Source organism: Anianabacter salinae (assembly GCF_019061145.1).
Lineage (GTDB): Bacteria > Pseudomonadota > Alphaproteobacteria > Rhodobacterales > Rhodobacteraceae > Anianibacter > Anianibacter salinarum.
The window spans coordinates 593,544-618,122 of the sequence record NZ_JAHQZS010000002.1; the positions used below are offsets into that span (position 1 = coordinate 593,544).

Genomic DNA, 24,579 nt, shown 5'->3' on the forward strand with positions numbered 1-24,579 from the left:
GTGTCAGCTGTTGGGCTCGCCGATGCGCACGCCCTCGCGCACCAGCGCGTCGAAGATCACCCTGTCGCGGCCATAAACGTCATCGCGGAAGGTCAGTTGCCCGGTCGCCGAGGTATAGGCGGTGCGGTAGACCAGATGCACGGGGATCTCCTGTTCAAGCTGGACCTGGGTGTTCGCGCCCGACCGCAGGATGCGCTGGAAATAGCCCTCGGGATCGGCTTCTTGCTTGGCGAGGATCGCATAGGCGAAATCGAAGGGGTCGTTCAGGCGGATACAGCCGTGGCTGAACGTGCGCACCTCGCGGCTGAACAGCGATTTCGCAGGCGTATCATGCAGATAGATGTTGTAGCGGTTGGGGAACATGAACTTGACCAGCCCCAACGCGTTGCCGTTGCCCGGCGGCTGGCGCAGGTTCAGCGGAAAGCTGCGGGGGCTGTAGGCGCCCCAGTTTATCGCACCGCGGGGCACGACGTTGCCGCGCCCGTCGACCAGTTGCAGATGCCCTGCCGCGCCGCCGCCCGAGGCCAGCATCGCGGGCAGGTATTCGTTGACGGCGATGGAATTCGGCACGTTCCAGTAGGGGTTGATCTCCATGTATTCCATGGTGTCCGAGAATTCGGGCGTGCGCTGGTCCGACACGTTCGAGCCGATGACCGACCGGGTCTCGAAGGTGATCTTGTCGTTGTCGATGATCCGCGCCTTGAAGTCGGTCAGGTTCACCCAGATGTGACGCGCGCCGCGGCCTTCCTCGAAGTTCAGCCAGCGCTCGCGTTCCATCGCCACGACGATGGACGGCAGGCGCTGCTCGATGTCGGTGTTGATCTCCTGCATGGTGCGGCCACCGGCCACGCCATCGGGTTCCAGCGCCATTGCAATCTGGAAGCTCTGGACGGCCTTCTGCAGCGCGCTGTCATAGACGCTGGACGCGCTGCGATCCATGTAGCCCATCGCGATAAGCCGGTTGCGCAGGGCAATCACCGCCTCGCCCGACTGGCCGGGCTGCAGCGTGCTGGCGGGCACCTTGGGGCCCCAGCCACCACGCGCCATCTTCTGCTCCAGCTCGATCTTGGCGCGCATCAGACGGGCGTATTCCTGGCTTTTCGGCGGCAGGCTGCGCAGCACGAAGGTCGGGTCCTCGGACGCCATCCGCGCCAGCAACTCGCCGCCGTCGCGTAGCGGAACTTCGCGCTTGATGTCGCTGACCACCTCGCCGGGGGCCAGGATGCCGGTCTGGACATCGCGTGCGTAGGTCAGGAACAGGCGGGACAGTTCCACCTCGGCGCGGCCAAGGTCGCGCTGGGTCTCGATGTTGCCCAGCATGTCGGTCAGCTGGGTCAGATCGTAATGCGCGGCGGGAAGCGCGTGTTGCGGCGCGCGCGCTATGGCGGCCATCAGCGCGTTGCGGCGGTTGACCGACGCCTCGTCCGTGCCGGTCCAGATGCCTTCGTAGCCGTTGTCACGGTAGAACGCCGCCATCTCGCGGTCGTCATACGCGGTTTCGGCGATGGCCTGCATGAACGCGGTCACGTTGCCGGAGGTCTGGGCGGCACCGATCGAAGGGGACAGCGCAAGACCGGCTGACAGCAAGAGCGCAAGCGCGGTGTCGGGGATAAGGCGCTGAAGGCGGACGCGGTGCAACATATTGTTCCTCGTTCTCGGCGGTGCATGATTTGTTGTAAATCCTAACGGGAAAATCGTCCGTGAGGTCGATCACATTTGCTTCAATGTGCCCGGGTGTTTCGTGCGTGCAACGGTTTTTCGCGGTTCCCGGTTAATCCTGCGGCAACCGGTGTTGGGCAATATCCTGCCGATAAACCGGCAACACCATGGCCGCGACCGACTCGAAGGTTGGAGGAATGATTTTCCTGTGTCATAAACTCCACATGCCTGGGGATGAGGCAGCAGTTGGTCGCGCAACGCCGCGGCTGAAATATCGGGACAGCAAGGACGCAATTCCTCATGACTGATAACGGCTTTGCGGGTGTCACACGCCGTGGCCTGCTCGGAGCGTTCGCCGCATGCGCGGTCGCAGCGGCTCCGACCTACTCGAACGCATTCGGCCTGCTTCGCGGAGCGGGCGATATTCGCCGGATCAAGATGTATTCCGGTCGCACCGGGGAAAGCATCGACACGATCTACTGGATCGAAGGCGAATACATCCCCGAGGTTCTGACCGAACTCAACTACTTCATGCGCGACTGGCGCTCGGACGAGACGCATTCGATGGATGCACGCACGGTCGACATCATGGCCGCCGCCCACACGATGCTGGGTGTCGCCGAGCCCTACATGCTGCTGTCGGGCTATCGTTCGCCCAGCACCAACGCCATGTTGCGCTCGCGCTCGTCGGGTGTGGCGAAGAACTCGCTGCACATGCAGGGCCAGGCCGCCGATTTGCGGATGAAATCGCGCAGCGTCAGCCAGATGGCCAAGGCCGCAGCGACCTGCCGCGCGGGCGGTGTCGGTCGCTACTCCGGTTCGGATTTCGTGCACATGGATTGCGGCGCGGTGCGGACCTGGGGCGCCTGAGCGTCCGGGCGACCATCACCGTGATGAACAAGGCCGCCCCCGTGCGGCCTTTTCATTGGCGAAGCGGCCCTGCCGCTACATCACGGCGCCGATCTGCCACGGCACGAATTCGTGGTCGCCAAGGCCAAGCGCCTCGGACTTCGTGACCTGCCCCGACGCAACGGCCCGGATCACGTCGAAAATCTCGCGCCCCTTGTCCTGAAGCGCCACGCCCGCCGACAGGATGTCGCCTGCATTCAGGTCCATGTCATCCGGCATCTGCGCGAACAACCTGTCCGACGTCGCCACCTTGATCGTCGGCGCAGGCTTTGATCCGAAGGCCGATCCCCGCCCGGTCGTGAACACCACGATCTGTGCGCCGCCGGCGATCTGCCCCGTCACGGACACCGGATCGTAGCCGGGCGTATCCATGAACACGAGGCCAGGGTCTGTCACCCGCTCGGCATAGTCATAGACCGCGCGCAGCGGCGTCGCGCCGCCCTTGGACGCGGCGCCAAGGGACTTCTCGAGGATCGTGGTGATGCCGCCCTGCTTGTTGCCGGGGCTGGGGTTGTTGTCCATCGAACCGCCGGTCTGGGCGGTGTAGTCTTCCCACCATCTGATCTGACCGATGAGCTTGCGCGCGACCCCGTCCGACGCGGCGCGGCGCAGAAGCAGCTGTTCGGCGCCGTAGATCTCGGGCGTCTCGGACAGGATGGCGCTGCCGCCTTGTGCGACGACCAGATCGCTCGCCACCCCGAGCGCGGGATTGGCGGTAATGGAGGAAAACCCGTCAGAGCCGCCGCATTGCAGCGCCACGCGCAGCGCCGACATAGGTTGCGGGCTGCGAGCGGCCCGGCTCACCTCGGGCAACACCTCGGCGACATGCGCCTTGATCGCGTCGATGGTGGCGCGGGTGCCGCCGGTGTCCTGAATGGTCAGGGCGTGAAACCGCTCGGTCCCGGCAGGGCCGAAATGCGACTGCATCCGCGCGATCTGCATCACTTCGCAGCCCAGCCCAACGAACACGGTCGCCCCGACATTGGGATGCGTCGCGTGGCCCCAGAGCACCCGGTCGAGGATCTCGAACCCGCGCCCCGAAGACGCCATCCCGCAGCCGGTGCCGTGCGCCAGCGCGACGATTCCGTCGACGGAGGGGAATTGGTCCAGCAGCCCGCTCGACTCGATCTCGGCGGCGGCCTTGCGGATCACCGTGGCCGAGCAGTTCACCGTTGCGACGAGCGCGATATAGTTGCGCGTCCCGACCCGCCCGTCGCCGCGCAAGTAGCCCATGAAGGATAGCGGCGGCATCCGCGGGATCGCCGCCTCGGCCTGCGCCAGATCGGCGCCGATGGCGTAGTCCTGCCGGGGGCTCATGAAGCCGCAATTGTGGCTGTGGACATGCGCGCCCACACCGATGTCGGCGCTGGCGGTGCCGATGAACTGGCCCAGCTTTACCACGGCGCCGCCCTTCGGGATCGCGCGGCAGGCGATCTTGTGTCCGGCAGACACGGGCTGCGGCAGCGGTGCGCCCTGCCCCAGCGGCCGGGCGCCCGCAGCGGCCCGCGCCGTCAGAACGGCGACGTTGTCAGCGGGGTGCAGGACCAGCGGGTCAGCCATGGGCCAGCGCCCTTGCAACACCGCGCAACTCTGCCAGCCCGCGCAGCCTGCCGATCAGCGGGTAGCCCGAGATCAGGTCGCGGTCCAGATCGGACAGCATGTGGTGGCCGTGATCGGGGCGGAACGGGATCGCATGATCCGCGCGCCCCTCACCCGCGCGCCGGGCCTCTTCCTCCAGCAGCACGCGCATCAGCGCCACCATGTCGGTGTCGCCGTCAAGATGTGCGGCCTCTTCGAACGATCCGTCGGGGTCCTTTCGCACGTTGCGCAGGTGCGCAAAATGGATACGGCCCGCAACCCGGCGCGCGATGTCTGGCACGTCGTTCCCGGGGTTCGCGCCAAGCGAGCCCGAGCAGAGCGTGACCCCGTTCGCGGGGCTGTCGGCGGCGCGCAATATCCACTCCAGATCGTCGCCGTCCGACACGATGCGCGGAAGGCCGAGAATGTCGCGCGGCGGATCATCGGGATGCACGCACAGCAGTATGCCAAGGTCTTCAGCGGCAGGCACGACCTCGTCCAGAAACCGCTTGTAGTTGGTGCGCAGCGCGTCGCGGCCGATCCCGTCATAGGCGGCAAGCGCGCGGCGCAGCCCGTCCACGTCGTAGCGGTCGAAGGCGCCGGGCAATCCGGCCATGATCGCCGAGACCAGCGCCGCCCGCTCTGCGTCGGTGGAACGCTGGAACCAGACCGCGGCGCGGGCGCGCACCTCGGACAGGTAATCGTCTTCGGCGGCGGCCCGGCCCAGCATGTGGATCTCGAAGGCGGCCATGCGCGCAGCGTCGAAGCGCAGGCATGCCGCCCCGCCCGCGACCGGGGCGGCAAGGTCGGTGCGCGTCCAGTCCAGCAGCGGCATGAAGTTGTAGCAGATGCGGGTCACGCCCTCGGCGGCAAGGTTGGCCATCGACTGGCGATAGTTGGCAAACAGCTGCGGCAGGTCTCCCTCGCCGCGTTTGATCCGCTCGTGGACCGGCAGGCTTTCGACGACGACCCAGTCGAACCCGGCCGCTACGATTTCCTTGCGGCGAGCGGCGATGGCATCGCGCGGCCAGACCTCGCCATAGGGGATGGCATGCAGGGCGCTGACGATGCCGCGCGCGCCGGTCTGGGCGACCTCTGGCAGCGTAATGGCGTCGAATTCCCCGTACCAGCGCCAGCTTTCGATCATGCCGAAACCTCTTGCACGGCGGCGCTTGCGCCGACCGACCACAGCCGCTCGGCCGCCTCGGTGAGCGGCGCTTGAAGATCGGCGGCAAGGTCCGCCGGAAACACTGCCCGCAAGGACAGGATCGCGCGCACGACTTCGGCGGGGGTGGAAGAGTTTTCGGACAGGGCGCGCAGATCGTCCGCCAGCGGGTCGCGCACGTCGATGGCGCCGCCCGTCTCGTCGATGCCACCGGCGTAGCGCATCCATGCTGCCACGGCGAGGCACAGCGCCGGCGAGGCGCGCGCCGCCGCAAGGTTATCGCGCAAGGTGCCAAGCAGGCGTTGCGGCAGTTTCTGGCTGCCGTCCATGGCGATCTGCCAGGTCCGGTGCCGGATCGCGGGGTTGGCGTAACGCGCCAGCAGCGCATCGGCGTAGTCCGGCAGGCTGACGCCAGCGGGCGCGGTGACGGCGGGCATGATCTCGGACCAGAGCGTTCGGGCATAGGCGGCGAGGACCGGATCGGCCACCGTATCGGCGATGGTCTGGTGCCCCGCAAGATAGCCCGTATAGGCCAGCGCGGAATGCGTGCCGTTCAGCATCCGCAGCTTCATGTGTTCGTGGGCGGTGACATCTGCCACCATCTCGGCCCCGGCAGCGGCAAGATCGGGGCGCGCGCCGTCGACGAAATCATCCTCGACCGCCCATTGCGAAAACGGCTCGTGCAGCACGGGCGCGGCATCCGGGGTACCTGTAAGGGCATCGATGCGGGCGATGTCATCGGGCGTGGTCGCGGGGGTGATCCGGTCGACCATCGTGCAAGGAAACCGCCCATCGGACGCGATCCAGTCGGCAAGCGCCGGGTCGATCGCCCTCGCAAGGTCCAGCACCACGCCGCGCAGGACGCGCCCGTTCTCGGGCAGGTTGTCGCAGCTCAGAACGGTGAACGGCCTTGATCCGGCCACGCGGCGCCGCTCCAGCGCCCGCACGAGGAACCCGGGCGCCGAGACCGGCAACGCATGGGCCAGATCATGCCGGATGTCGGGGTGGTCGAGGTTCAGCCGCCCGGTAGCGGGATTGTGGCAATAGCCCTTTTCCGTGACCGTCAGTGACACGATCCGCACGCCGGGATCGGCCATCGCCGCCAGCACCGCCTCGGGGTCCTCGGGCGCCACAAGGACCTCGTTCAGCACTTCGATCCGGCGAACCGTCTCAGCCGCGCCGTCCAGCGTGACCGACGTATAGGCCCAGTCCTGTCCGCGCAGAGCATCGCGGGTGCCGGGGCTGCGCAGCGACACGCCGACGATGCCCCAATCCCCGCCCGATGCCGCCATCGCATCGGCCACATAGACACAGCCAAAGCCGCGAAAGAACGCGCCAAGGCCAAGGTGGACGATGCCGGTGGCAGGGCGCACAGCGCCCTGCGGGACAAGACCGTCAGCGGGCAAGCCAGCCTCCGTCGACGTTCAGGACCGCGCCGTGGATATAGCGCGCGGCGGGCGTGCACAGGAACGTCGCCGCCCCCGCGATATCCTCTGCCGCGCCCCAGCGCCCCGCCGGGATACGGTCAAGGATGGCCTTGTTGCGCTCGGGATCGGCGCGCAGGGCCTCGGTGTTGTTGGTCTCGATATAGCCCGGTGCCACGGCGTTGACGTTGATGCCCTTGGCGGCCCATTCGTTCGCAAGGATCTTGGTCAGCCCGGCCACGCCATGCTTGGACGCGGTGTAGGACGGCACCCGAATGCCGCCCTGGAACGACAGGAGCGAGGCGATGTTGACCACCGCGCCGCGTCCGCCCTCTGCCAGAACCGCCTTGGCGAAGGCTTGCGTGGTGAAGAACAGCGCCTTGAGGTTCACGTCCATTACCGCGTCCCAGTCCGCCTCCGAGAACTCGGTCGCATCCGCGCGGCGGATGATCCCGGCGTTGTTCACGAGGATGTCGATACCGCCCGCGCTGAACAGCCCCTGCCCGGCCATCGGGTCGGCAAAGTCCACCAGCACCGACGACGCCGCGCCGCCTGCCGCCTCGATCCGCGCGACAGTGTCGTCGCAAGATCGGCGTCCGGCGCAGATCACCTCGGCGCCCGCCTCTGCCAGCCCGACCGCGATCGCCTGGCCGATGCCGGTGTTGGCGCCGGTCACGAGGGCCTTGCGCCCGTTCAGAGAAAACGCATCGCTCACCGCAAATCTCCCATATCCACCATGTCCATGTCGGTGAAATCGACGTTATCGCCCGCCATCGCCCAGCAGAAGGTATAGGATGACGTGCCCGCGCCCGCATGGATCGACCAGGGCGGAGAGATCACCGCCTCTTCATTGGCCATGACGATGTGCCGGGTCTGCGACGGCTCTCCCATCAGGTGAAAGACGCGCGCGGCTTCGGGAAGCTGGAAATACAGGTAAGCCTCCATCCGGCGGTCGTGCAGGTGCGCGGGCATGGTGTTCCAGACCGAGCCTTCGGCGAATTGCGTGTAGCCCATCAGAAGCTGGCAGGTCTGGCAGACCTCGGGGTGCAGGAACTGGATGATGACGCGCTCGTTCGCGGTCTCGCGCGCGCCAAGCTCGACGCGGCGGGCATCGGCCAGCCGGATCAGGCGGGTCGGGTGCGCGGCGTGGGCGGGCGCCGAGAGCACATAGAAACGCCCTGCGCCGCTGAAGGTCACCGGGCCCGCGCCCATGCCTATATAGAGAACCTCGCCGGTGCCGATCTCGTGGTCCTGCCCGGCGACCGACACCGTTCCGGCCTCGCCGATGTTCAGAACGCCCATCTCGCGCCGGTCTAGGATCGAGGGCGTGCCGCTCGCCTCGACCCGGTCGAGCGTCAGCGATCCGCCTGCAGGAACGGCAGATCCCAGGATCAGGCGGTCGTAATGGCTGTAGACCAGCCGGATCTCGCCCGGCGCGAACAACCCGCCAACGTGGAAATGATCGCGCAACTGCTCGGTGTCGAGCGTCTTGGCGGTGGCGGGGTCGATGGCGTATCGGGTTTCGGTCGTCAGCATGGTGAATTGGCCTTTCGTCACAGAAAATCGTCGCGGCGGGGCGCGAAGGTGTCGATCAGGGTGCCCGCCTCGACACAGGTGCAGCCGTGCCGTGCCCCGGACGGAATGACAAGACTGTCGCCGGGCCGCAGATCATGGGTCACCCCGTCCACGGTAAAGGCGAACCGCCCGGCCTCGACATAGGTTGCCTGGACGTGGGGGTGATCGTGCAGTTTGCCTTCCGCACCAGCCTTGAACCGGAAGGCGACCACCATCAGCGCGGCGGTTTCGGCGAGCACCTGACGGCTGACACCGGGATCGGTTGGGACGACGGGAAAGGTCATGGCGGCCTCTAGCGGAACAGCGACGGCAGCCAGAGCGACAGCGCCGGAATGTAGGTCACAAGCATCAGTGTAATCAGCGCCGCGCCGTAGAATGGCCAGATCGTGCGCACCGCGTCCCAGACCGGGATGCGCCCCACCGCACAGCCGACAAACAGAACCGCCCCCACCGGAGGCGTGCACAGGCCGATGCCGAGGTTGAGGATCAGGATCACGCCGAAATGCACCGGATCGACCCCGAAGGCGGTGGCGACAGGCAGGAAGATCGGCGTGGTGATGACGATCAGCGGCGACATGTCCATGAAGGTGCCAAGGACCAGCAGCATCACGTTCAGCAGCAGCAGGATGACGATCGGATTGTCCGACACGCCCTGCAGCATCTCGACCATCGACGCAGGCACCCGCGTATAGGCCAGAAGCCAGCCGAAGGACGCGGCGCATCCGATCACCATCAGCACCATCGCGGTCGTGCGCACGGCGGCAAAGGTCGCTTCGATGAAGTCGTGCCAGGACAGGCTGCGGTAGACGAAGAACGTCACGACCAGCGCATAGACCACCGCGATGTTCGACGATTCCGATGCCGTGAACACGCCAGAGCGCACGCCGCCGAATATGATCGCGACAAGGATCAGGCCCGGCGCGGCCGACACGAACAGCGTGCCGATCATGCGGAAACCCTGGAACTTCTGCACCGGATAGCCCTTGCGCGCCGCGACCCACCAGGCGGCTACCATCAGGACGGCGGCCAGCAGCAGCCCGGGGATGATCCCCGCGGTGAACAGATCTGCGATCGAGATGCGGCCTCCAGCAGCGATGGAATAGATTATCATGTTGTGCGACGGCGGCAGCATCAGCGCGATGATCGAGCTGACGACCGTGATGTTCACCGCGTAATCAACGTCGTATCCGCGCTCCTTCATCTGCGGCACCATCAGGCCGCCCACGGCGCTTGCATCGGCGGCGGCCGAGCCGGACACGCCCCCGAACATCACCGACGACAGGACGTTGACCTGCCCCAGGCCGCCCCGAAGATGGCCGACAAAGGCCCCCGCCAGCGCCACCAGCCGCCGGGCGATGTCGCCGCGCACCATCAGGTCGCCCGCGTAGATGAAGAACGGGATCGCCATCAGCGCGAACACCGACACGCCCGAATTGAGGCGCTGGAACACCACGACGGGCGGCAGGCCAAGATAGAGGATCGTCGCGAAGCTGGACACGCCAAGGCAGAAGGCGACGGGCGTGCCGATCAAGAGCAGGAACACGAAGGTTCCGAACAGGACGTAAAGTTCCATCTACTGCTCCACCGCGTCATCGCCAAAGCGCGAGGTCGGCAGCCCCGCAAGGCGACGCGCGATACGCTCGGCCGAGAACAGGACGACCAGAACGCCGCCCGCGACGATGGGGGCAAAATCGAAGGCACCCGAGAGGCCGAGGCTGGGGATGCGGTTGCCAACGGTCTTCACGGCAAGCTGCCAGCCGAACCAGATCATCCCGACGCCGAAGGCCCCGACGAAGAAATCCGACACCGAATACAGCACCAGCCGCGCGCGCTCGGAGATGAAATACAGCACCACGTCGAAGGACAGGTGATACCCCTCGCGGATGCCGACGGCGGCGCCCAGAAAGATGAACCAGCCCATGATCATCACCGACGCAGGCTCGGTCCAGACGATGCTGTCGTTCAGCACGTAGCGCCAGAATACCTGCGCCGCGATCAGCACGGTCATCAGCACCAGCCCGACCCCGGCAAGCCAGAGCGCGGCGCGCGACAACAGCCCGGCGATGCGGGCGACAGAGATCATCGCGGATTTCACACGCGCGTCCTTTGCGGTTTAAGGGATCGGCCCGCGCGTGGCGGCGCGGGCCGAAAGAGGCTTATTCCGTCGCCTGAATGTCCGCGACCATCTGCTGAAGATTGGCCGAGGTCACGTATTTTTCATAGACCGGGCCCATCGCCTCGATGAACGGCGTCTTGTCGATGTCGGTCACGATCTCGACGCCTGCCGCGCGCACCCGCGCCTCGGACTCGGCCTCGCGCGCTTGCCACAGCTCGCGCATGACCGGAACCGACTCTTTCGCCGCGTCGCGCACCAGTTGCTGGTCCTCGGCGCTCAGCTTGTCGAAAGACGACTTGGCCATCACCAGGACCTCGGGAACGATCAGGTGCTGGTCCAGCGTGTAGTACTTGGCGACCTCGAAATGGCCCGAGCTGTCATAGGACGGCCAGTTGTTCTCGGCGCCGTCGATCACACCCGTCTGGATCGAGGAATACACCTCGCCGTAGGGCATCGGGGTGGCGTTGGCACCAAGCGCGGCGACCATGTCGACGAACATGTCGGACTGCATCACCCGGAACTTCATGCCCGCAAGGTCGTCCATCGAATTGATCGGCTTTTCGGAATTGTAGAAGCTGCGCGATCCGCCGTCATAGAAGGCAAGGCCGACCAGATCGTGATCGCTGAACGCGTCCAGGATCTGCTGACCGACCGGGCCGTCCATCACCTTGTGCATATGCTCCACCGAGCGGAAGATGTAGGGCAGCGACGGCACCTGCGTCTCTTCGATGATGTTGTTGAACGGGCCAAGCGAGACGCGGTTCATGTCGATCACGCCGAACTGCGTCTGCTCGATGGTGTCCTTTTCCTCGCCCAGCTGGGCCGAGTGGAACACCTCGATGCACAGACGGCCATCCGAGCGCTCTTCCAGCATGTCGCCCATTGCCTCGACGGCCGCGACGGTCGGATAGCCCTCGGGATGGGTGTCGGACGAGCGCAAGGTGATCTCGCAGGCCGCGGCGGCGGATGCCATCGCGGCGCTGGCCAGCAGCGCGGCGCCCAGAGTCTTGAAGTAAGTCATGGTTTTCCTCCCAGAAAATGGCCCTGTCAGAGCCGGTAAGCCTGCTTTGCAAGCCGATACGTCAAGTCATGCGCCACTTCAGGCGCCTCATCCGCATCAAGGCGGCCGGTGGCGACAAGCCTGGCCAGAAATGCGCAATCCACGCGCCGCGCCACATCGTGGCGGGCCGGGATCGAGCAGAAGGCGCGGGTGTCGTCATTGAAGCCGACGGTGTTGTAGAACCCCGCCGTTTCCGTCGCGGTTTCGCGGAACCGCATCATCCCTTCATAGCTGTCGTGGAACCACCACGGCGGCCCCAGCTTCAGCGCCGGATAGACGCCGGCCAGAGGCGCAAGTTCACGCGCAAGCGTGGACTCGTCCAGCATGAACAGGATGATCGTCAGGTCCGGCTCGTGCCCGACCGCGTTCAGAAGCGGACGCAGCGCATGGACGAAATCCGTGCGCACGGGAATGTCATGGCCCTTGTCACGTCCGAACTGCGCCAGCACGCGGGCCGAATGGTTGCGCAAGGCGCCCGGATGGATTTGAAGGACCAGCCCGTCGTCGAGGCTCATCCGCGCCATCTCGGTCAGCATGTGCCCGCGAAAGGCGTCGGCCTCGTCCGCCGTGCAGGCCCCGCGCAGCGCCTTGTTGAACAGCGCGGCGGCGACATCCTGCGGCAAATCCTCGGTCCGTGCGGTGGGATGGCCGTGATCCGACGACGTGGCGCCGAAGCTCTTGAAAAAGGCGCGCCGGTTGCGGTGGGCGGCAAGATAACCTGTCCAGGTGGTCGCATCCTCGCCCGCCATCTCGCCCATGCGCTCGACGTTCTGAGCAAAGCCGTCCGTCTCTGGATCGACCACGGCATCGGGGCGATAGGCGGTGATGACCCTGCCCGTCCAGCCGCTGTCGCGGATCATCCGGTGCCAGCGCAAGTCGTCGGTGGCGCCTTCGGTCGTGGCGATGGCTTCGATGTTGAACCGCTCGAACAGGGCGCGCGGACGGTAGGCATCCTGTTTCAGGCAGGCATCGACATGGTCATAGATGGCGTCTGCCGTTGCTGCGGACAGCCGGTCGGTCACGCCGAAGACCTCGCTCAGCGCGTGGTCGACCCACATCCGCGATGGGGTGCCGCGAAACAGGTGGTAGTTCCCTGCGAACAGACGCCAGATCTTGCGCGGGTCCTGTTCCGTCTCACCGCCGTCGGCGCGCGGCACCCCAAGGGAGTCGAGCGGGATGCCTTGCGAGTGCAGCATGCGAAAGACGTAGTGGTCGGGCACGACGAACAGCCGGGCCGGATCGGGGAAGCAGTCGTCCTCGGCAAACCAGCGCGGATCGGTATGGCCATGCGGGCTTAGGATCGGCAGATCGCGGACACCTTCGTAAAGGCTGCGCGCAATGGCACGCACGGCAGGGTCCGCCGGAAAAAGCCGATCGTCGTCCAGCAAGATGTGCCCCCTCTCCGCATTGGCAGCGCGGTTCGTAGTCCGGAACCGGCTGAGTGATATCCTAGTTGCGTAATTTTCGCCCGTCAACTGATAACCCAGTTGCATCCTGCCGCGCATGCCGTGCTATGCTGCGCCAACAGCATGGCCAGACAAGAGGTCCCCGGATGGATGACGCGGCGGCAAAGCGGATCGAGGATGTTCTGCCCCTGCGCCCGCTCAGGCGGGCACAGCTGCCGACGGTGGCCGACCAGGCCTTTGAAATTCTGCAGAAAAGCATCCTGACGCTGGAAATGGCCCCGCAGACCCGGATTTCCGAGGCCGAGGTGGCGAACCGGCTGGGCGTGTCCCGCCAACCCGTGCGAGAGGCGTTCAAGCGGCTGGCAAAGCTTGGGTTTCTTGAAATCCGTCCGCAAAGCGGCACGACGGTCAGCCTGATCTCCGAGGCGGCGGTGCTGCGCGCGCGCTACATCCGGACCGCGCTGGAGATCCAGACCTGCCGGACCGCCTGCGACAAGGTAAGCGAGGCCGGTCTTGCCACGCTCTCTGCGCTGCTGGACGCGCAGCGCGTCGCCGTCAAGGATCAGGACCGCACCCGCTTTCATGCGCTCGATGACGAGTTTCACCGCGAAATCTGCGTGCAGTCCGGCGTAGGTTATGTCTGGGAACTGATCCACGACAACAAGGCGCACATGGACCGCGTGCGTATGCTGTCGCTCAGCACCTCGTCGCAAAAGCTGGCGCTGGCCGAGCATGTCGACATCCTGAACGCGATCACAGCCCGTGCACCCGACGCGGCCGAGAAGGCGATCCACAGTCACCTGTCGCGGATCCTGACCTTTATCGAAGAGTTGAAGGCGACCAATCACAGCTGGTTCACGGATGCAGAAACATGACCCGAATCGTCGCGATAGGGGAATGCATGGTCGAGATGTCGCCGCTGGAGCGGGATGGCGAGTATCGCATGGGCTTTGCCGGGGACACGATGAACACCGCGTGGTATCTGCGCCGCCTTCTGGGCGCAGGGCACAGCGTCGACTACCTGACTGCCATCGGCACCGACGGCATCTCAGACCGGATGCTGGCCTTTCTGACGGGCGCCGGGATCGGCACGGATCACATCGCCCGGCTGCCGGATCGCACCGTGGGCCTCTATCTCATCCAGTTGCAGGACGGCGAGCGCAGTTTCAGCTACTGGCGCGGCCAGAGCGCGGCGCGCAGTCTCGCCGCCGACCGCGCCGCGCTGGAGGCGGCGCTGACCAAAGCGCAGATGGCCTATGTCTCGGGGATCACGCTGGCGATCCTGCCCCCCGGCGATCGCGCCACGCTGCAGGACGTGCTGCGCACCTTTCGCGCAGGCGGCGGTCAGGTCGCCTTCGATCCCAACTTGCGCCCGCGCCTGTGGTCAGACCCCGCCGAGATGACCCGCGCGGTGATGCAGGCCGCATCCGTGTGCGACATCGCGCTTCCCAGCTTTGACGACGAGGCGGCGCATTTCGGAGATGCCTCGCCCGCCACGACGGCAGCGCGCTACGCCGAGGCGGGCGCGCGCCTTGTTATCGTCAAGGACGGCGCCCGCCGAATCCTGTCGCGGAACGGCACAGAGATCGCGGAACATGACACAGTGCCCGCGCCCGATGTGGTCGACACCACCGCCGCAGGGGATTCGTTCAACGCCGGATGCCTTGCAGGCCTGATCGACGGCAAGGCGCTGGCGGATGCCATCCGCGCAGGGGCCACGCTTGCAGCGCAGGTCGTGCAGGCACGGGGCGCGCTGGTCGAGATTGACTGAGGCGGCTGCACATCGCGGGAAGGCTTGGCGCACCCGAAAGGATTCGAACCTTTGGCCTCTGCCTTCGGAGGGCAGCGCTCTATCCAGCTGAGCTACGGGTGCTTCACCGGGGCGTATACCCAGCACGCAGGAGTGTCGCAACGGGAAATATGTCTCCGGTGATCTTGCGGACGCGTGGCCGGGGCGCATGATGGCCGGGCCATAGAAGGACTGCCGGACCATGCCGAATTCCCGATCGCTGGGCGCCCTTGTCGCGATCCAGCTTGCCGTCTCAGCAGCCTCGCTGGTGGTCGAGATCGTCGCGGGCCGCATGCTTGCGCCCTATGTCGGCATGTCGCTTTACACTTGGACGGCTGTCATCGCGGTGGTCCTTGCGGGGTTCTCTGCCGGGCACTGGTGGGGCGGGCGCATCGCGGGGCGGGCGCCAGCGGCAGCCCTTCGCAGGACGGGCTGGATCATCCTTGCCGCCGCCACGACAACGGCGCTTGCCGGTGTGCTGCTTGCGGGGATCGCCGGGCCTGTGCTGGCAAGCATCGGACACCCGGTCCTGGCCATCGTGACGCTCGCGGGTCTGGTGTTCTTCCTGCCGTCGTTCTTCGCGGGTGTCCCTGCGCCGGTGCTCGCGCAGATCGCCGTCGCGGCGGAACCGGCAGAGCAGTCGGGGCGGGCCTTGGGCGCGCTCTTCGCGGCAGGCGCCGCCGGAGCCATCGCGGGCGTTCTGATGGCGGGGTTCGTCTTCATCTCGTGGCTCGGCTCGTCCGGCACGCTGGTCGTGGTCACGCTGGTCTATGGCGCAACCGCGCTCGGCTGCTTCGCGCTCTCCCGTCCGGGGCTGAATGCGGCGCCCGTCCTTGCGGCGCTGGCGATCTCGGGCGCGGCGCTGGCAAGCCTGATGGTTCCCGGCCAGTGCGACCGTGAAAGCCGTTACTTCTGCATCCGCACGCTGGATGTCTCCGCCGACGCGGACCAGCCGGTGCGGATGATGGTGCTGGACCACCTTGTGCATGGCATGTCCGCGCGCGACCTTCCCGGTGTCATGTTCACCGATCACGCGGCGATGCTGGATGCGCTGGCACGGCTGCGCGCGCCCCGGAGCGATTTCACCAGCTTCTTCCTCGGCGGGGGCACGTATTCCATCCCGCGCGCCTTTGCGATGCGCGGCGCCGGACCCGTGACCGTGGCCGAGATCGACCCTGCGGTGACCGAAACCGCCGTGCGCGATTTCTGGTTCGATCCCGCCCCTGCCCGCGTCCTGCACGAGGATGCCCGCCGCGCCCTGCTGACGCGGCCGGACCGCTACGACGTGGTGATCGGCGATGCCTTCACCGACATCGCGGTGCCCGCCCACCTGATCACCCGCGAGTTCTTCGAACTGGTGCAGGCGCGGCTGGAGCCCGGGGGCAGCTATCTGATGAACGTGATCGACTTCGAGGATCGGCTGGAGGCGCTTGGCGCCGTCACGCGCACCCTGTCAGAGGTCTTCGAGGTGGTCGAGGTCTGGACCATCGCCGCGCCGCCAGAACCGGGCGCGCGCATGGTGTTCGTTATCGCGGCCGGAGACGCGCCGACGCCCGCGGACAGCTTTGCCGTCCCCTCGCCCGACCGCACGGTCTTTGGCGCGTTGGACGGGCGGTTCGTGGACGAGGTGATGGCGCGGGGAACGCTGATCCTTACGGATGACTACGCGCCGATCGACCGGCTTCTGGGACCGGGCGGCTAGCGCTCAGGCGAACAGCTCATGGCACAGCTCCAGCGCGTCGACCAATGCGTCGACCTCGGCGGTGGTGTTGTACATCCCGAACGACGCGCGGCAGGTGGCGGACAGACCGAGGAACTCCATCAGCGGCCCCGTGCAGTGCTGGCCCGCGCGCACCGCGACGCCCTTTTTGTCGAGCACGGTCGAGATGTCATGGGCATGGGCCGCGCCGTCCAGCGTGAACGAGAAGATCGCCGCCTTGTCCGCAGATTTCCCCTGCACCGTCAGCCAGTTGAGCCCGTCCAGCCGGTCGCGGGCATAGTCGCGCAAGGCGTGTTCATGCGCCGCGATCGCGTCCATCCCGACACCCATCATGTAGTCGAGCGCCACGCCAAGACCGATCTGCTGAACGATGCCGGGGGTGCCCGCCTCGAACTTCATCGGCGGATCGGCCCAGGCGACCGCGTCCTTGCGGACTTCGCGGATCATGTCACCGCCGCCGATGAACGGGCGCATCTCGGCCATACGCTCCTGCCGGATGTAGATCGCGCCGGACCCCGATGGGCCATACAGCTTGTGCCCGGTGATGGCGTAGAAATCGCAGCCGATGTCGCGCACATTGACCGGCATGTGCACGGCGGCCTGGCTGCCGTCGACCAGAACAGGCACGCCCTGCGCATGGGCGCCTTGTGTGATCGCCTTGACGTCCACCTTGGTGCCCAGCACGTTCGACAGGTGCGTGACCGCGATCAGCTTGGTGCGCGCGGTGATCGCATCCAGCACCATCTGCGGATCGAGATCGCCGTTGGCATCGACATCGACCCACACCAGCTTGACCCCCTGCCGTTCGCGCAGGAAATGCCAGGGCACGATATTGGCGTGGTGTTCCATCACCGACAGGATGATCTCGTCGCCCGCCTCCATCCGAGGCATCGCCCAACCATACGCTATAAGGTTGAGGCCCTCGGTGGTGCCGGTGTTCATCACGATCTCGTCTTCGGACCCGGCGCCAAGGAACGCCGCGATCTTGCCGCGCACGCTCTCATACTTGTCGGTGGCAAGGTTCGAGAGATAGTGCAGGCCCCTGTGAACATTGGCATATTCCATGGAATAGGCCTGCGTCATCGCGTCGATCACGACTTGGGGCTTTTGCGCTGAGGCGCCGTTGTCGAGATAGACCAGCGGCTTGTCGTTCACCGTCCGCGACAGGATCGGGAAATCCTTGCGGATCTCATTTACATCGTAAGTCATATCAAGCTCCGGGCGCCGAGACGCCAATCAGCGACAGGATGATCGACAGGCCAAAGGCGATGCCCAGCATCGACACCACGACCATCAGGAACACCTTTCCGGGTTGCGTGAAACCGTGCAGCGCAGCGGTGAAATGCGTCACCAGCCAGAAGAACAGCCCGATCCCGAGGATGCCCAGCCAGGCCGCCACCGGCGGGAACACGACAAGCGCCGCGATTTGCGCAAGCTGCAACATCACAAGGATGAACTGCAGCCAGGCCACCGTAAGAACCGCATCCTCGAACGCGCCGGTTCCGCCCATCGCGCGGCCGATCCAGAAGATTGCGAACACGGCCACGACCAAGAGGCAAAGCTGGACGACGAAGGCCAGAAGCGGCGTCGCCAGAAGCGGCCCGGCGATGCTGGCCGACACCGGCAAAAGCGCCGCCGTCGCCTCGCCCAGAAGGGTCGAGACCACGACCATCAGGATCAGCGCCTGCCACGCCTCGGCCCGCCCCAGCCCAAGGCTGAACACGGCCCGAAGGCCCTGCTGCGGATTGGGAATGCTCGACACGCCAAGCCGCAGGATATCGCCAAAGGTCATGCCGCAGGCCCTTCGGGACGTTCCGCTTCCCACAGGCTGGCCCCCCAGAGCGCCAGGAAGCCGACAAGCACTACAAACCCGACGATCTGCACGATCGGTCCCTCCAGAAATCCCGCGACAAGCCCGTTCAACAGCCAAAGCGGCGCCGCCGCAACCAGTGCCCAGAACAACGCAAGGCGCGCGCCGAACCAACTGCCCTGCCCGCCCACGAGTTTCATCGGCAGATGCGTGAGCGCCGCAAGCAGGTACAGCACGAGCGGCGCGATGAACAGAAGCGCCAGCAGCGCCCCGCCAAGGCGCGCCTGCAGCGGAACGGACGGGTCGAGATAAGCGTCGCGCGCCAGCACTGGCCATTGCGACACGAACAGCACCGCGCAGCCCAGCATCAGATAGAAAAGCGCGCGATCCTCACGCACCCCTGCGTCCAGATGCCGCCGCATGACACGGCGCGGGGCGCGGTAGCTGCCCAGGATGTCGGTTGTCAGTGCCATCAGCCCCTGCGGCGACCAAGCCACGCATCAAGCCGCCCGAGGATCTCGTCCGCGATCTGCGGATCCTCGATCTCTTCGATGGCTTCAGCAAGGAAGGCCAACACCAGAAGATCTTGCGCCTGCGACTTCGGTACCCCGCGCGAGCGCAGGTAGAACATCGCCGTCTCGTCGATGGCCCCGGTGGTCGAGCCATGCGAGCAGGCGACGTCGTCGGCGTAGATCTCGAGCTCGGGCTTGGCGAGGAACTGGCTGTCGCCGTCCAGAAGCAGCGACTGGCTGATCTGGTAGCCGTCGGTTTTCTGAGCGTCCGGTTTCACCAGGATCTTGCCCTGGAACACACCAACGGCGCCGTTGCGCAGCACCTTCTTGAACACCTGCCGGCTTTCGCAGGCAAAGGCGTCGTGGGTCACGAACACCGTGTCGTCATGGTGGAAATCGCCATCGCCCACCGCCGCGCCCGCGACATGGGCCAGCGCGTTGTCGCCGGTGAATTCGACGATGCATTCGTTGCGCGTGAGAACGCCGTTCACGGTCAGGGTAAAGGACTTGAACACCGACTCGGCGCCAAGCCGCGCGAACAGATGCGTCACCGCGCGGCGTTCATGGTCCCTACCTTGCGTGCGGATATGGTTCAGCCGCGCGCCGTCCGCGACGTCGATTTCCATCACCTTGTTGAAGCGCGCCGCCGCCGGGCCGGTTTCAAGGATCGTCGCCGAAGCGCCCCGTTCCACCTTGACGACGTTGTGCAGCACAGCGTCCGACCTTTCGTCGCGGTGCAGGTAGAAGATGTGGATCGGCCGGGGCGCCTGCCCCGTGACGCGGATCAAGAGGCCATCGCTTGCCGTCGCGGTGTTGAGAGCGGCCAGCGGGCGCGGCACGGGCGTCTGCCCGCGCGTCTCGAGCGTGCCATAGAGGTCCTTGGCCCAGTGGATGTCGGTCGCCGAGGCATCTGCCAGACGCTCGATCACGACGCCGTCCATGTCCAAGGCGTCGGACTGTTCAGGATCAAAGACGCCGTCGACGAACACGATGCGCAGCCGGTCGATGGTCTCGAACACCGGCGGCTCTTCCGCGCTGAAGACCTTTGCGGGTGGCGCGGGCAGGTCGAACAGCGTCTCGGGCCGGGTGAATTTCCAGTATTCATCGCGCCGGTGCGGCAGGCCCATCGCTGTCAGCCGGTCGAGCGCGCCCTTGCGCGCGCCCCGTGCCCAGGCCGCGCCCTCGGGCAGCGTCACTTGCGCCAGACGCGCCTCGGTCGCATCGCGCTTCGCTTGCGGCAACGCCATCATGCGACCTCCGGGTCGAGGAATTCGGCGTAACCGTTCGTCTCGACTTCGAGCGCCAGTTCGGGCCCGCCGGTCTTCACGATCTTGCCGTTCGACATGATGTGGACGACGTCGGGCACGATGTGGTCGAGCAGGCGCTGATAGTGGGTGATGACCAGAAAGCTGCGCCCGGCATCGCGCAGCGCGTTCACACCGTCGGCGACCAGTTTCATCGCATCGACGTCGAGGCCCGAGTCGGTCTCGTCGAGGATGCACATCTTCGGCTCCAGCACGGCCATCTGCAGGATTTCGTTGCGCTTTTTCTCGCCGCCCGAAAAGCCCATGTTCACCGGACGCTTGAGCATGTCGGCATCGATCTTGAGCGTCTTGGCCTTCTCACGGATCATCTTGAGGAAATCCGCCGCGCTCATCTCGTCCTCGCCGCGCGCCTTGCGCTGTGCATTCAGCGCGGTGCGCAGGAAGGTCATGTTGCCGACGCCGGGGATTTCCACCGGATACTGGAACGCCAGGAACATGCCCGCCGCCGCGCGTTCTTCGGGCTCCATCTCGAGGATGTCCTCACCCAGCAGGGTTGCCGAGCCGTCCGTCACTTCGTATCCGTCACGGCCCGACAGGACATAGGACAGCGTCGATTTGCCGGACCCGTTCGGCCCCATGATCGCGTGCACCTTGCCCGCCTCGACGGTCAGGTCGACGCCCTTGAGGATCTGCTTGTCCTCTTCTTCAAGTTTGACGTGCAGGTTCTTGATCTCAAGCATCTTTCGTCCTTAATCCAGAGTGACGGCAGTGCCGGATGCACTGACCATCAGCATGTTGTTGATGACCTCGTAATCAAGGTCGACGCCGACGACGGCGTTGCCGCCAATCTCGCCCGCGCGTATTTCCAGTTCCCGCAGCGCGGTCGTCCGCGCTTCCATCAACGAGTTCTCGTAGGCGCCCGACCGTCCGCCGATGATGTCCGTGATCCCGGCAAAGATGTCGCGGAACACGTTGGCGCCCAGAATGGCCTCGCCCACGACGATGCCATGATAGGCGGTGATCTTGCGGCCCTCGACCGAAGGTGTGGTGGTGACGATCATGGTCATTCCTCTTGTGATGCATGTTCGACAAAGGTTCGTCCTCGAACCAGTCGAGTCCAAACCTCTCTCTATTCATCACCAATGATGGCTTTTGGATCTATGAAGACGGAGGCAGCATCAGATCGTTTGGTGACGCTTGTAGTGCGACCGTAGATCCGCACTGACCCATCTACATAGGTATGGCCGTTAACCATTCCGTATAGGACTACACTTGCTCCATCCTGAACTTCCAGGTCCCCAGTAACCATCCCATGCAAAACAATATCGGCGCCGGATGCTGCCACCAAATTTCCGATCACCATTCCACGGAGGATAAGTGATTTCGAAACTTCAAGTGTTCCCTCATGTTTTCCGGTGAAGACTTCGCTCACCCCACAGACCCCTCAAGCGAGATTGCCACAAGCTGCTGTGCTTCCATCGCGAATTCCATCGGCAGGGCCTGCAGCACTTCCTTGCAGAAGCCGTTGACGACCAGCGCGACCGCTTCTTCCTCGTCCATCCCGCGCGAGCGGCAATAGAACAGCTGGTCGTCGTCCACCTTGGACGTCGTCGCCTCGTGCTCGACCCGGGATGAGTTGTTCTTGACCTCGATGTAAGGAACCGTGTGCGCCCCGCACTTGTCGCCGATCAGAAGGCTGTCGCACTGGGTGTAGTTGCGGCTGTCCTTGGCTTTCGGGTGCATCGAGACAAGGCCGCGATAGGTGTTCTGCGCCTGCCCCGCGCTGATCCCCTTGGACACGATGCGCGAGCGCGTGTTCTTGCCCAGATGGATCATCTTGGTGCCGGTGTCGGCCTGCTGCCAGTTGTTGGTGATGGCGATGGAGTAGAACTCGCCCTGGCTGCCGTCGCCGCGCAGGATGCAGGACGGGTATTTCCACGTCACCGCAGACCCGGTTTCGACCTGCGTCCACATCACCTTGGACCGGTCGCCCCGGCAATCGGCGCGCTTGGTCACGAAGTTGAAGATGCCGCCCTTGCCGTTCTCGTCGCCGGGGAACCAGTTCTGGACGGTGGAATACTTGATCTCGGCGTCTTCCAGCGCGACCAGTTCGACCACGGCGGCATGAAGCTGCGTGGTGTCGCGCTGCGGCGCAGTGCAGCCTTCGAGGTAGGACACGTAAGAGCCCTTGTCGGCGATGATCAGCGTGCGCTCGAACTGGCCGGTGTTTTCCGCGTTGATGCGGAAATAGGTCGACAGCTCCATCGGGCATTTCACGCCCGGCGGCACGTAGACGAACGAGCCGTCCGAGAAGACCGCCGTGTTGAGCGTGGCGAAGTAGTTGTCCGACGCAGGCACGACCGAGCCGAGGTATTTCTTCACCAACTCGGGATGCTCGCGCACCGCTTCCGAGATCGAGCAGAAGATGACGCCGGCCTTCTTCAGTTCCTTCTGGAACGTCGTGCCCACGGACACGCTGTCGAACACCGCGTCGACAGCCACCTTGCGGCCCTCGGCGGGCGCGTCCTCTGCCCCTTCGACGCCTGCAAGGATCATCTGCTCCTTCAGCGGAATGCCCAGTTTCTCGTATGTTGCCAACAGCTTGGGATCGACCTCGTCGAGCGATTTCGGCCGTTCCATCATGCTCTTGGGCTTGGCGTAGTAATACTGGTCCTGATAGTCGATCTTGGGATAGCGGACCATCGACCAGTCGGGTTCTTCCATCGTCTTCCAGCGCTCGAAGGCCGAGAGACGCCATTCGGTAAGCCACCCGGGCTCTTCGTTCTTGGCCGAGATCAAGCGCACGATGTCTTCGTTCAGACCTTTCGGCGCATACTCCATCTCGATGTCGGTTTCCCAGCCGTACTTGTATTTTCCGGCCATGGACTGGACCGCGTCGACGGTCTCCTGATCGACGCCTTCCTTGGCTTCCATCGTCTTGTCGAGTGCTGCCATGTCTCTATCGCTTCCTTTCAGGCCGCCTTGGCCCGGAATTTCCGGTGGCGGTCGCTCCACGCTTCAACGAAGCGCGTGATCTCGTCTTCTCTCGTCTCCGGGCCAAGCGACACGCGGATCGCCGATCTGGCGACATCGTCGTCGTATCCCATCGCCCGCAACACCCGGCTTTCCCGGACCTTGCCCGAGGAACAGGCCGATCCCGCCGATATGGCGAACCCGGCCAGGTCCATTTGCATCACCTGCGTCTCGCCGGTCCAACCCGGAACGGCAAAGCACGCGGTGTTGGCAAGCCGCCGCACGTCTTTCCCGACAAAAATAGTCTGGGTGGCGGTGGCCGCAATGCCGTTTTCTAGAATATTTCTAAATTCTTCAACCCGGGACCAGATCCCGGCGTCGAGATCGTGCATCGCAGCCTCTGCTGCCGCGCCGAAACCGGCGATGCCGGCCGTGTTCTCGGTGCCCGAGCGGCGCCCGCTTTCCTGGCCGCCGCCAAGGCTGAGCGCGGGGATGTCCTGCCCTTCACGCACGATCAGCGCGCCGACGCCCTTGGGTCCGCCCAGCTTGTGCGCCGAGAGGATCATCAGGTCGGCATCGGACCAGCCAAAGGCGACCGGAACGCGCCCCGCCGCCTGCACCGCGTCGACCAGCAAAAGCCGCGCCGTGCCGCCCCAGGGCAGCATCCACAAACCGTCCGCGTCCCGTTCCGGCATCGCCGAGACGATCCCCGTCTCGCTGTTGGCCAGACCGAAGGCCGCAACCGGGGCCATGCCCTCGCCCGGCGCGTGATGCGCCCAGAGGCAATCATGCGACGTCGGCTCGACCACCGCGCCGCCGATCAGCGACAGCACGCGCGCCGCTTCGGTCGCGCCGGAGGTAAAGATCACCTCGTCCCGCTTTGCGCCGACCAGCGCCGCCACCTGTTCGCGCGCCTTTTCCACAAGCGCCCGCGCCGCGCGCCCCTCGGCGTGGACAGAGGCCGGATTGCCCGTCACGTCCATCGCCTGTGTCATCGCCGCCCGCGCCTCGGGCCGCAACGGCGCCGTGGCGTTCCAGTCAAGGTAGGCCCGTGCCATCATCCGTCATCGACCACGGACAGGATCGCGGGCACGGCCGGACAGGGCGCCAGATCGTTCGCCACAACGTCCGACAGACGCGTCTGGTGCAGGAACACGTAGACCTGCGCCGACAGGCCTTCCCACAGGCGGTTGGTCATCGATTGCGCACGCGTACCAGAAGTGCCCCCCGACGCGCCCGCCCCCGATTTCATCGCGCTCACGTCCTCGTCCACGGCGGACAGAACGTCGATCACGCGGATCTCGGTCGAGGACCGCGACAGGCGGTATCCGCCGCCGGGTCCGCGCACCGAGTCGACAAGACCGGCGCGGCGCAGCTTGACGAACAGCTGTTCCAGGTAGGGCAAGGACAGGTGCTGGCGCCGCGACAGATCGGCCAGCGACGACAGCTGGTCGGTCGGCTGCATCGCCAGATCGACCAGCGCGACCATGGCATATCGGCCTTTCGTGCTCAGTTTCACGGCAACAGGTTCCTCGAAAGCCGATTGACGCGGGGCGGAGCCACCATTACCTCGGGTGGACCCCCGGACCAGCGCCGGATTTAGAACCGTTCTAAGGTG

General features: G+C 65.5%; 25 protein-coding genes and 1 tRNA gene. 4 read left to right on the plus strand and 22 right to left on the minus strand.

Going from position 1 to position 24,579, the window contains the following annotated elements; genetic code table 11:
- Positions 1 to 3: 3 nt before the first annotated feature.
- The gene (locus KTJ87_RS07455) at positions 4 to 1,641 is read right to left on the minus strand and encodes a L,D-transpeptidase family protein (protein WP_267138469.1); all 1,638 of its coding nucleotides are present in this window, start codon (positions 1,639 to 1,641) and stop codon (positions 4 to 6) included.
- A gap of 318 nt (positions 1,642 to 1,959) precedes the next feature.
- Here KTJ87_RS07455 and KTJ87_RS07460 point away from each other — a divergent pair, with 318 nt between their 5' ends.
- Complete coding sequence (locus KTJ87_RS07460; RefSeq protein ID WP_267138470.1) at positions 1,960 to 2,529, plus strand: YcbK family protein; 570 nt, start codon at positions 1,960 to 1,962, stop codon at positions 2,527 to 2,529.
- 75 nt (positions 2,530 to 2,604) lie between these two features.
- Here KTJ87_RS07460 and KTJ87_RS07465 read toward each other — a convergent pair whose 3' ends face one another.
- The 10 genes from KTJ87_RS07465 to uxaC all read right to left on the minus strand — a co-directional run bounded on the left by KTJ87_RS07465 (position 2,605) and on the right by uxaC (position 12,874).
- A complete protein-coding gene (locus KTJ87_RS07465) occupies positions 2,605 to 4,128 on the minus strand; it encodes a UxaA family hydrolase (RefSeq protein ID WP_267138471.1) in 1,524 nt (507 codons plus the stop codon).
- Positions 4,121 to 5,293, minus strand: a complete 1,173-nt coding sequence (gene uxuA / locus KTJ87_RS07470) for a mannonate dehydratase (protein WP_267138472.1) — start codon at positions 5,291 to 5,293, stop codon at positions 4,121 to 4,123. Before uxuA ends, KTJ87_RS07465 begins: the two co-directional genes overlap by 8 nt.
- The gene (locus tag KTJ87_RS07475; protein ID WP_267138473.1) at positions 5,290 to 6,717 is read right to left on the minus strand and encodes a mannitol dehydrogenase family protein; all 1,428 of its coding nucleotides are present in this window, start codon (positions 6,715 to 6,717) and stop codon (positions 5,290 to 5,292) included. The genes uxuA and KTJ87_RS07475 overlap by 4 nt, the downstream gene beginning before the upstream one ends.
- Positions 6,707 to 7,450 carry a 2-dehydro-3-deoxy-D-gluconate 5-dehydrogenase KduD gene (kduD, locus tag KTJ87_RS07480; RefSeq protein ID WP_267138474.1) on the minus strand — a complete coding sequence of 248 codons (744 nt, stop codon included), beginning with the start codon at positions 7,448 to 7,450 and terminating at the stop codon, positions 6,707 to 6,709. Before kduD ends, KTJ87_RS07475 begins: the two co-directional genes overlap by 11 nt.
- On the minus strand, positions 7,447 to 8,271 hold the full coding sequence (kduI, locus tag KTJ87_RS07485; protein WP_267138475.1) for a 5-dehydro-4-deoxy-D-glucuronate isomerase: 825 nt from the start codon (positions 8,269 to 8,271) through the stop codon (positions 7,447 to 7,449). Before kduI ends, kduD begins: the two co-directional genes overlap by 4 nt.
- A 17-nt stretch (positions 8,272 to 8,288) precedes the next feature.
- On the minus strand, positions 8,289 to 8,594 hold the full coding sequence (locus KTJ87_RS07490) for a cupin domain-containing protein (protein WP_267138476.1): 306 nt from the start codon (positions 8,592 to 8,594) through the stop codon (positions 8,289 to 8,291).
- Between the two features lie 8 nt (positions 8,595 to 8,602).
- Entirely contained in the window at positions 8,603 to 9,883 is a 1,281-nt protein-coding gene (locus tag KTJ87_RS07495; RefSeq protein ID WP_267138477.1) for a TRAP transporter large permease, read from the minus strand.
- Positions 9,884 to 10,405, minus strand: a complete 522-nt coding sequence (locus KTJ87_RS07500; protein WP_267138478.1) for a TRAP transporter small permease — start codon at positions 10,403 to 10,405, stop codon at positions 9,884 to 9,886. It lies immediately after the preceding gene.
- A gap of 61 nt (positions 10,406 to 10,466) precedes the next feature.
- The gene (locus tag KTJ87_RS07505) at positions 10,467 to 11,447 is read right to left on the minus strand and encodes a TRAP transporter substrate-binding protein (RefSeq protein WP_267138479.1); all 981 of its coding nucleotides are present in this window, start codon (positions 11,445 to 11,447) and stop codon (positions 10,467 to 10,469) included.
- A 26-nt stretch (positions 11,448 to 11,473) separates the two neighbouring features.
- A complete protein-coding gene (uxaC, locus tag KTJ87_RS07510; protein WP_267138480.1) occupies positions 11,474 to 12,874 on the minus strand; it encodes a glucuronate isomerase in 1,401 nt (466 codons plus the stop codon).
- Positions 12,875 to 13,038: 164 nt separating this feature from the next.
- Here uxaC and KTJ87_RS07515 point away from each other — a divergent pair, with 164 nt between their 5' ends.
- A complete protein-coding gene (locus tag KTJ87_RS07515; protein WP_267138481.1) occupies positions 13,039 to 13,767 on the plus strand; it encodes a GntR family transcriptional regulator in 729 nt (242 codons plus the stop codon).
- Entirely contained in the window at positions 13,764 to 14,663 is a 900-nt protein-coding gene (locus KTJ87_RS07520; protein ID WP_267138482.1) for a sugar kinase, read from the plus strand. Before KTJ87_RS07515 ends, KTJ87_RS07520 begins: the two co-directional genes overlap by 4 nt.
- Before the next feature lie 25 nt (positions 14,664 to 14,688).
- Here KTJ87_RS07520 and KTJ87_RS07525 read toward each other — a convergent pair.
- A tRNA-Arg gene (locus KTJ87_RS07525) sits at positions 14,689 to 14,765 on the minus strand.
- A gap of 118 nt (positions 14,766 to 14,883) precedes the next feature.
- Here KTJ87_RS07525 and KTJ87_RS07530 point away from each other — a divergent pair.
- Positions 14,884 to 16,383 (plus strand): fused MFS/spermidine synthase, encoded by a 1,500-nt coding sequence (locus KTJ87_RS07530; RefSeq protein ID WP_267138483.1) that lies wholly within the window; start codon positions 14,884 to 14,886, stop codon positions 16,381 to 16,383.
- A 3-nt stretch (positions 16,384 to 16,386) separates the two neighbouring features.
- On the opposite strand, the gene KTJ87_RS07535 is transcribed toward KTJ87_RS07530, so the two are convergent.
- The 10 genes from KTJ87_RS07535 to iscR all read right to left on the minus strand — a co-directional run bounded on the left by KTJ87_RS07535 (position 16,387) and on the right by iscR (position 24,480).
- On the minus strand, positions 16,387 to 17,610 hold the full coding sequence (locus KTJ87_RS07535) for a cysteine desulfurase (protein ID WP_267138484.1): 1,224 nt from the start codon (positions 17,608 to 17,610) through the stop codon (positions 16,387 to 16,389).
- 1 nt (position 17,611) lies between these two features.
- Complete coding sequence (locus tag KTJ87_RS07540; protein ID WP_267138485.1) at positions 17,612 to 18,193, minus strand: Yip1 family protein; 582 nt, start codon at positions 18,191 to 18,193, stop codon at positions 17,612 to 17,614.
- Positions 18,190 to 18,684, minus strand: coding sequence for a YIP1 family protein (locus KTJ87_RS07545; RefSeq protein WP_267138486.1), 495 nt, complete (start codon positions 18,682 to 18,684; stop codon positions 18,190 to 18,192). The genes KTJ87_RS07540 and KTJ87_RS07545 overlap by 4 nt, the downstream gene beginning before the upstream one ends.
- Positions 18,684 to 19,970 carry a Fe-S cluster assembly protein SufD gene (gene sufD / locus KTJ87_RS07550; RefSeq protein WP_267138487.1) on the minus strand — a complete coding sequence of 429 codons (1,287 nt, stop codon included), beginning with the start codon at positions 19,968 to 19,970 and terminating at the stop codon, positions 18,684 to 18,686. The genes KTJ87_RS07545 and sufD overlap by 1 nt, the downstream gene beginning before the upstream one ends.
- Positions 19,970 to 20,728: a Fe-S cluster assembly ATPase SufC gene (gene sufC / locus KTJ87_RS07555; protein WP_267138488.1), complete on the minus strand. Its 759-nt coding sequence runs from the start codon at positions 20,726 to 20,728 to the stop codon at positions 19,970 to 19,972. Before sufC ends, sufD begins: the two co-directional genes overlap by 1 nt.
- Positions 20,729 to 20,737: 9 nt before the next feature.
- Positions 20,738 to 21,049, minus strand: a complete 312-nt coding sequence (locus tag KTJ87_RS07560; RefSeq protein WP_267138489.1) for a heavy metal-binding domain-containing protein — start codon at positions 21,047 to 21,049, stop codon at positions 20,738 to 20,740.
- A gap of 68 nt (positions 21,050 to 21,117) precedes the next feature.
- Complete coding sequence (locus KTJ87_RS07565) at positions 21,118 to 21,420, minus strand: bactofilin family protein (protein WP_267138490.1); 303 nt, start codon at positions 21,418 to 21,420, stop codon at positions 21,118 to 21,120.
- Positions 21,417 to 22,943, minus strand: coding sequence for a Fe-S cluster assembly protein SufB (gene sufB, locus KTJ87_RS07570; protein WP_267138491.1), 1,527 nt, complete (start codon positions 22,941 to 22,943; stop codon positions 21,417 to 21,419). Before sufB ends, KTJ87_RS07565 begins: the two co-directional genes overlap by 4 nt.
- A 17-nt stretch (positions 22,944 to 22,960) precedes the next feature.
- Positions 22,961 to 24,019 carry a cysteine desulfurase family protein gene (locus KTJ87_RS07575; protein ID WP_267138492.1) on the minus strand — a complete coding sequence of 353 codons (1,059 nt, stop codon included), beginning with the start codon at positions 24,017 to 24,019 and terminating at the stop codon, positions 22,961 to 22,963.
- Positions 24,019 to 24,480, minus strand: coding sequence for a Fe-S cluster assembly transcriptional regulator IscR (gene iscR, locus KTJ87_RS07580; RefSeq protein WP_267138493.1), 462 nt, complete (start codon positions 24,478 to 24,480; stop codon positions 24,019 to 24,021). Before iscR ends, KTJ87_RS07575 begins: the two co-directional genes overlap by 1 nt.
- Positions 24,481 to 24,579 lie beyond the last annotated feature (99 nt).